This is a genomic window from Caballeronia sp. (genome assembly GCF_049581465.1).
Lineage (GTDB): Bacteria > Pseudomonadota > Gammaproteobacteria > Burkholderiales > Burkholderiaceae > Caballeronia.
Window position 1 is genome coordinate 1 of record NZ_JBAUSA010000778.1, and the last position, 5,438, is coordinate 5,438.

The 5,438-nt window shown below is 61.0% G+C and carries 5 protein-coding genes and 1 pseudogene; 3 read left to right on the plus strand and 3 right to left on the minus strand.

Going from position 1 to position 5,438, the window contains the following annotated elements:
- Window positions 1–201: 201 nt before the first annotated feature.
- Genes flhF through WCA53_RS19155 form a run of 3 tightly spaced genes read left to right on the plus strand, consistent with a single transcriptional unit; the run spans window position 202 to window position 3,629 of the window.
- The gene (flhF, locus tag WCA53_RS19145) at window positions 202–1,947 is read left to right on the plus strand and encodes a flagellar biosynthesis protein FlhF (protein ID WP_423914147.1); all 1,746 of its coding nucleotides are present in this window, start codon (window positions 202–204) and stop codon (window positions 1,945–1,947) included.
- A complete protein-coding gene (locus WCA53_RS19150) occupies window positions 1,940–2,860 on the plus strand; it encodes a MinD/ParA family ATP-binding protein (RefSeq protein WP_423914150.1) in 921 nt (306 codons plus the stop codon). The genes flhF and WCA53_RS19150 overlap by 8 nt, the downstream gene beginning before the upstream one ends.
- A gap of 37 nt (window positions 2,861–2,897) precedes the next feature.
- Window positions 2,898–3,629 (plus strand): RNA polymerase sigma factor FliA, encoded by a 732-nt coding sequence (locus WCA53_RS19155; RefSeq protein WP_423914160.1) that lies wholly within the window; start codon window positions 2,898–2,900, stop codon window positions 3,627–3,629.
- 45 nt (window positions 3,630–3,674) lie between these two features.
- On the opposite strand, the gene WCA53_RS19160 is transcribed toward WCA53_RS19155, so the two are convergent.
- The 3 genes and pseudogenes from WCA53_RS19160 to WCA53_RS19170 all read right to left on the minus strand — a co-directional run.
- Window positions 3,675–4,769 (minus strand): diguanylate cyclase, encoded by a 1,095-nt coding sequence (locus WCA53_RS19160; RefSeq protein ID WP_423914153.1) that lies wholly within the window; start codon window positions 4,767–4,769, stop codon window positions 3,675–3,677.
- A 185-nt stretch (window positions 4,770–4,954) separates the two neighbouring features.
- The gene (locus WCA53_RS19165; RefSeq protein WP_423914155.1) at window positions 4,955–5,254 is read right to left on the minus strand and encodes a flagellar protein FliT; all 300 of its coding nucleotides are present in this window, start codon (window positions 5,252–5,254) and stop codon (window positions 4,955–4,957) included.
- 18 nt (window positions 5,255–5,272) lie between these two features.
- Window positions 5,273–5,438 (minus strand): annotated as a pseudogene (locus WCA53_RS19170) (flagellar filament capping protein FliD); the annotation flags it as partial.

Here is a 5,438-nt window from a genome sequence, read left to right on the forward strand (position 1 = left end):
CCAACCTCCCCCACAAAGCAAGCGAAGCACGCGCCCCCTCTTGATCTCTTGAATTGCCGGACTTTCCCGGCTCTTATCACGCGATGGTCTCGCAGCGCTCCCCGCAATAATTCAGTCACTGGGAAAGCGTCGACCCCGGTCAAGACCGGGAACATCGACCACAAGCCGCAAAGACAAAGTTAAACCTCATCGGGGGGCAAGTTGAACATTCGCAAATTTATCGGTGCTTCGAGTCGTGACGCGTTCCGGCTGGTGCGTGAAGCACTGGGCCCCGATGCAGTCGTGTTGTCGAACCGTGTGATCGACGACGGCAGCACCGAAATCGTCGCAGTGGCCGACGGCGACCTCGCGAAGATTGCTCCACCAGCAGCAGAAGCACGAGCATCGGCCCCGACAATGAAGTCACCGATGGCCAGCAACCCCTACGCAAGCGGCGACGTGTTCTCGTCAGTGTTCGGGGCAAACTCCGAACCACGGGATGAACGCGAAACCGAACCCGAATTCAAACTCGAAACCAAAGCCGAGCCGGAATCCGAACCGCAATCACAATCACAATCGCAGTCGGAACCACGCCGCTATACGGACATAAAGCCGGTTGAAGCGCCGCAACCATCGCGCACAATGGCGGACTCGAATCCCTGGTTGATCGAACACGCACGCCGGATCACACACAACATCGCACATAGCAATCCTCAAGGTGCTCCACAACGGACACTGACCCCGTCCACGGCCATTGCGAAGGGCATGGGCGCGCCGGTCACAATCATTCCCACCGAGCAACAGGAAGCGCCGGAATGGGCGCGGGAAGCAGCACAACTCGCCGCTCGCCGCGCGGAGCAAAAGCTTGTGCAGGCAGCAGCTGCGGCCGCCCGGGCCGCAAACCCGGCCGAGGAAAACGCGTTCGCAGGCCTCCCGGCATCGGCTGCGGCTGCAGTCACGGAAGCCGTCCGCAGTCGCATGGAACAAGTCGTCAACGACACTGTCATGCAGGAACTCGCCTCCATGCGCGGCATGATGGAGGAGCATTTCGCCGGCCTTCTGTGGGGCGATCGCCAACGCCGCAGCCAGCACAACGCCACACTGACCAAGAGCCTTTTCGCCGCTGGATTCTCGGCGCAACTGGTGCGCCTGGTCACGGACAACATGCCGGAATTCGATCACGCCGAAGCCGCAATGGAGTGGGTCCAGCAAGTGCTGGCAAACAACCTGCCGGTGATGGACAGCGAAGAAGCACTGATGAGCCGTGGCGGCGTATTCGCCTTGATGGGCCCGACCGGCGTAGGCAAGACAACCACCACCGCAAAGCTAGCCGCACGCTGCGTGATGCGTTTCGGCGCAAGCAAAGTCGCACTGCTTACGACGGATAGCTACCGGATCGGCGCGCACGAACAACTGCGCATCTTCGGCAAGATCCTGGGGGTGTCGGTACACGCGGTGAAGGACGCCGCCGATCTCCAACTCGCGCTTTCCGAACTTCGCAACAAGCACATCGTGCTGATCGACACGATCGGCATGAGCCAGCGCGATCGCATGGTCACCGACCACATTTCAATGCTATGCGGCGCCGGCCTCCCCGTGCAGCGCCTGTTGCTGCTGAACGCAACCAGCCATGGCGACACGCTTAACGAAGTCGTCCAGGCGTATCAATCCGGACCCGATCAGGCACCCCTCGCGGGCTGCATCCTGACGAAGCTCGACGAAGCTACGAATCTCGGCGGCGTACTCGATACCGTGATCCGCTACAAGCTGCCCGTGCATTACGTTTCGACGGGCCAGAAGGTGCCGGAGAACCTGTACGTCGCAACGAAGAGTTTCCTCATCAAGAGCGCGTTCTGTATTCCGCGTGACGGCTCACCGTTCGTGCCGCACGACGACGACGTGCCGGCACTCCTGTCCGCCCTGTCGGCGCGTGCGTCCACCGAACTCCATGAGGTTCACTTTGGATAAGTTCATGCTCGATCAAGCCGAGGGCCTGCGGCGGTTGCTCACCGGCTCCCGCTCGCGCGTGGTGGCCATGTGTAGTGGCGCGGCGGCGGGGAATGGCGCGGGCGGGATCGGCAAAACGTCGGCGGTCGTGAATATCGCTGCAGCGCTCGCGGCGCTGGGCAAGGATGTGCTGGTTATCGACGAACGGCAGAACGCGTTGTCCGCGAGCCGCTTGTTCGGCGTGCCGGACAATGGCACGCTGGCCACCTTGATGTCCGGAAAGCGCTTCCTGGAGGACTCCGTAACAAATACGCCATTTGGCTTTGCGCTGATCGCCGCACCGCGCGACGAGCGCATCAGTCATGTCCCCGCGCAATGGCGCGTGTTGCTCGATGGTCCCGCCGATATCGTCCTGATCGATACACAGCTCGATCGCAACGGCGAACTGTCGACGCTGGCAGCTCAAGCGCACGAGTTCGTGGTGATCACGCGGGTCGCTCCGGCCGCCATTACCGAAGCCTATGTGTGCATCAAGCGCCTTCATTACGCGCACGCCATCCCGCGTTTTCGCGTGATCGTGAATCACGTCAAGAACGCAGCCGATGCAAGTGTTGCGTTCAACAATCTCGCGACCGTCGCGAGCCGTTATCTGGCCGTGCAACTGATGCAGGCCGGACGCGTGGCCGAAGATCATCGCGTGTCCCGGGCGCAGGAATTGTCGCGGTGCGCGGTCGAAGCTTTTCCGGCCACGCCAGCTGCGCGGGATTATCGGCAGATTGCGGCAGAGATGCTGCACTGGCCGATGGTCCAGTCTCCGCAAACCGTACCGGTGGAAATGCCGAAACTCGGCGAGCATTCGATCAACCCAGGCGCGGCACGCCGCATGGAAACACCCGTCACGCAGCTTGCGATGAGCAGCTCGGCGTCGATGTGACACACCGCGAAGAGACGAAGGAAACAAGGTGAATGCGATGTATAACGCTCAGGGAAAACTGTCACAGGCCGAGGTCCTGACTCGCTACGCGCCGCTCGTGCGCCGACTGGGTCTGCAACTGGTGGCGAAGATGCCGGCCAGCGTCGATCTCGACGATCTGATTCAGGCCGGCATGATCGGCCTGCTCGATGCCGCGAGCCGCTACAAGGAAGATCAGGGCGCACAATTCGAGACCTATGCGAGCCAGCGGATTCGCGGCTCGATGCTCGACGAGTTGCGCGCCAACGACTGGCTGCCGCGCAGCATGCGCAAGACTTCGCGCGAAGTGGAAGCGGCGGTGCATAAGGTCGAGCAGAGCCTCGGGCGATCGGCTAGCGAAACAGAAGTAGCCGAGCACCTGAATATGCCGCTCGACGAATATCAAGGCATGCTGCAGGACCTGCATGGCAGCCAGCTGATCTATTACGAAGACTTCGATCGTTCTGCTGACGACGAACCGTTCCTCGACCGCTATTGCGTCGACAAGTCCGACCCGCTGTCAGCGTTGATGGATGGAAGCTTGCGCTCGGCATTGGTGGAAGCCATCGACAAGTTGCCGGATCGGGAGAAGCTGCTGATGAGCTTGTACTACGAGAAGGGCTTGAACCTGCGTGAAATCGGTGCGGTGATGGAAGTGAGCGAGTCCCGCGTGTGCCAGTTGCATAGCCAGGCCGTCGCGAGACTGCGAGCCAAGCTGCGCGAACAGGCGTGGGCAACGGTCGAGGTGTGAGGCTTTGCGGCTTCGCAATACGACATGTCCCCTTCACGCCGGCTTCTACGGCGCGTCGAAATCCTCGCGCTCGGCAAACACGGTCTGGCCTTTGCCGAGAGCCTTCGCGCGATACATCGCGCGATCGGCCGCACGCATGAGCGCCGCGATATCGGTATAGATCGGCTTGAGCTCCCGCGAGATCAGGCATGCGCCGATACTCGCCGACACATTCACCATTCGGTCCTGCACCGAGGTCATTTCCGCCAGCACCGCGTGCACGCCGTTTGCCACCGTCTGCACAGCGCTGCTGCCCGTCACATGTCGCGCGAGCACCACGAACTCGTCGCCTCCGAGGCGCGCAACAGTGTCCGTCGTCCGCACTCGCCGGATCAGCAAATCCGCGAACGTTCGCAGTACGACGTCCCCGATTGCATGCCCGTGGGTATCGTTCACTTCCTTGAAGCCGTCCAGGTCGATCAGCAATAACGCGGTTGCGCCTTCCTGCCCCGTCGATATCGCCGTCACTGCACGGCCGATGGTCTGTTCAAGCGCGTAGCGGTTGCTCAGGCCAGTGAGCGGGTCGGTACTCACCTTGATGACGAGATCGCGATTCACACTGCCTAGCCGGTCGACAAGCACGCTGAGATAAATGGCCGCGCCGAGCATGCTTAGTCCAATGCCAAGCGCTGCGGGCCGGTTCAGTATCCACCACGGCTGCCAAAGCGATAACGCGAATACACCCAGCAGCGCCGTTACGCACGACAGGGTCAGCGTGCGCTTGCCATAGCGGCATCCTGCGCCGATCAAACACAGGAACACGGCGCACAAGAGGGGTAAAGCAGAAGCCCCTCCAGCGGCGAGCACCATTGCACCGAGCGCCTGATCGAGGACGGTCGTAATCATCAGGCGCAGGGGCGACGGTCCGGCCTTTCTATAGACAATTAGGAAGCTGGCGACGGCGTACGCGAGATAGACTGCGAGCGCATAAAAGATGGAACTCGCGCCAGGGACGGCATCCAGCCATGCGAGCACGGCGTAGATGACCGTGACAACCCCGCAGAGCAATACTCTGAGTATTGCCTGCTCCTTTTCGGGATCGCGGTGCGGCGACCAGACATAACCGTGTGGCCGCTGTATCGGATCGAACGCCTGCTCCATCCTGCCCCCTTTCGCTGAGTCCTGAACTTCCAGTCGACACCGCTTTCTGCTTTAGGTACATAACGCAGAAACGCAATCGTACTGCGTCAGAGGCAAGGAGACGAGGACCACATTTGTCCGATGAAATCGGAGGGGAGATGGATTAGCGCGAGATGTGAATCATCTCGCGCTAAGTTTGGCCGCTATTAAAACCGGGCGCCCTGGAGATACTTGCTAGCGCCCTGCGCCTTGCGCATCGCGTCGTTGTATTCCACTTGCAATTCGACCTGCGTCGTTTTCGCGTTGGCAGCGACCGCGGCGTCGATCGCGCGGATCCGGTCTATCTTTTTCATCGATACCGCGTCTTGCTCTTTCGTCAAGTGCGCGAAAAGCGGCGAGCGCACTTCGGTCAGACGCGCCGCTTCCTGCCAGTTGGCCATCGCCGCCGCATGTTCGATGTCGAGCGTCATTGCGAGCAACTGCTCGATCAAAGTGTTCTGGTCCATGTTCGTCATCCGGGTCGGTTACTGGCTGCTGGCAGTGGCGTACGCGCCCGCACTGTTCGCGCCGCCAAACAGCTGCGTCAAATATTGCGAGTTGTTGTTCGTCGTCGCCATAAGGGAATTCAGCGCGGTGAACTCTGCCTGATACTGATTCGTCAACTGCGCCGTGTACGTGGCGAGCGCGCCC

Excerpts from the sequence above, each read along its gene's own strand:
- WCA53_RS19160 (WP_423914153.1), bottom strand. The coding sequence starts at position 4,769 with ATGGAGCAGGCGTTCGATCCGATACAGCGGCCACACGGTTATGTCTGG.
- WCA53_RS19155 (WP_423914160.1), top strand. The coding sequence starts at position 2,898 with ATGTATAACGCTCAGGGAAAACTGTCACAGGCCGAGGTCCTGACTCGC.
- WCA53_RS19165 (WP_423914155.1), bottom strand. The coding sequence starts at position 5,254 with ATGGACCAGAACACTTTGATCGAGCAGTTGCTCGCAATGACGCTCGAC.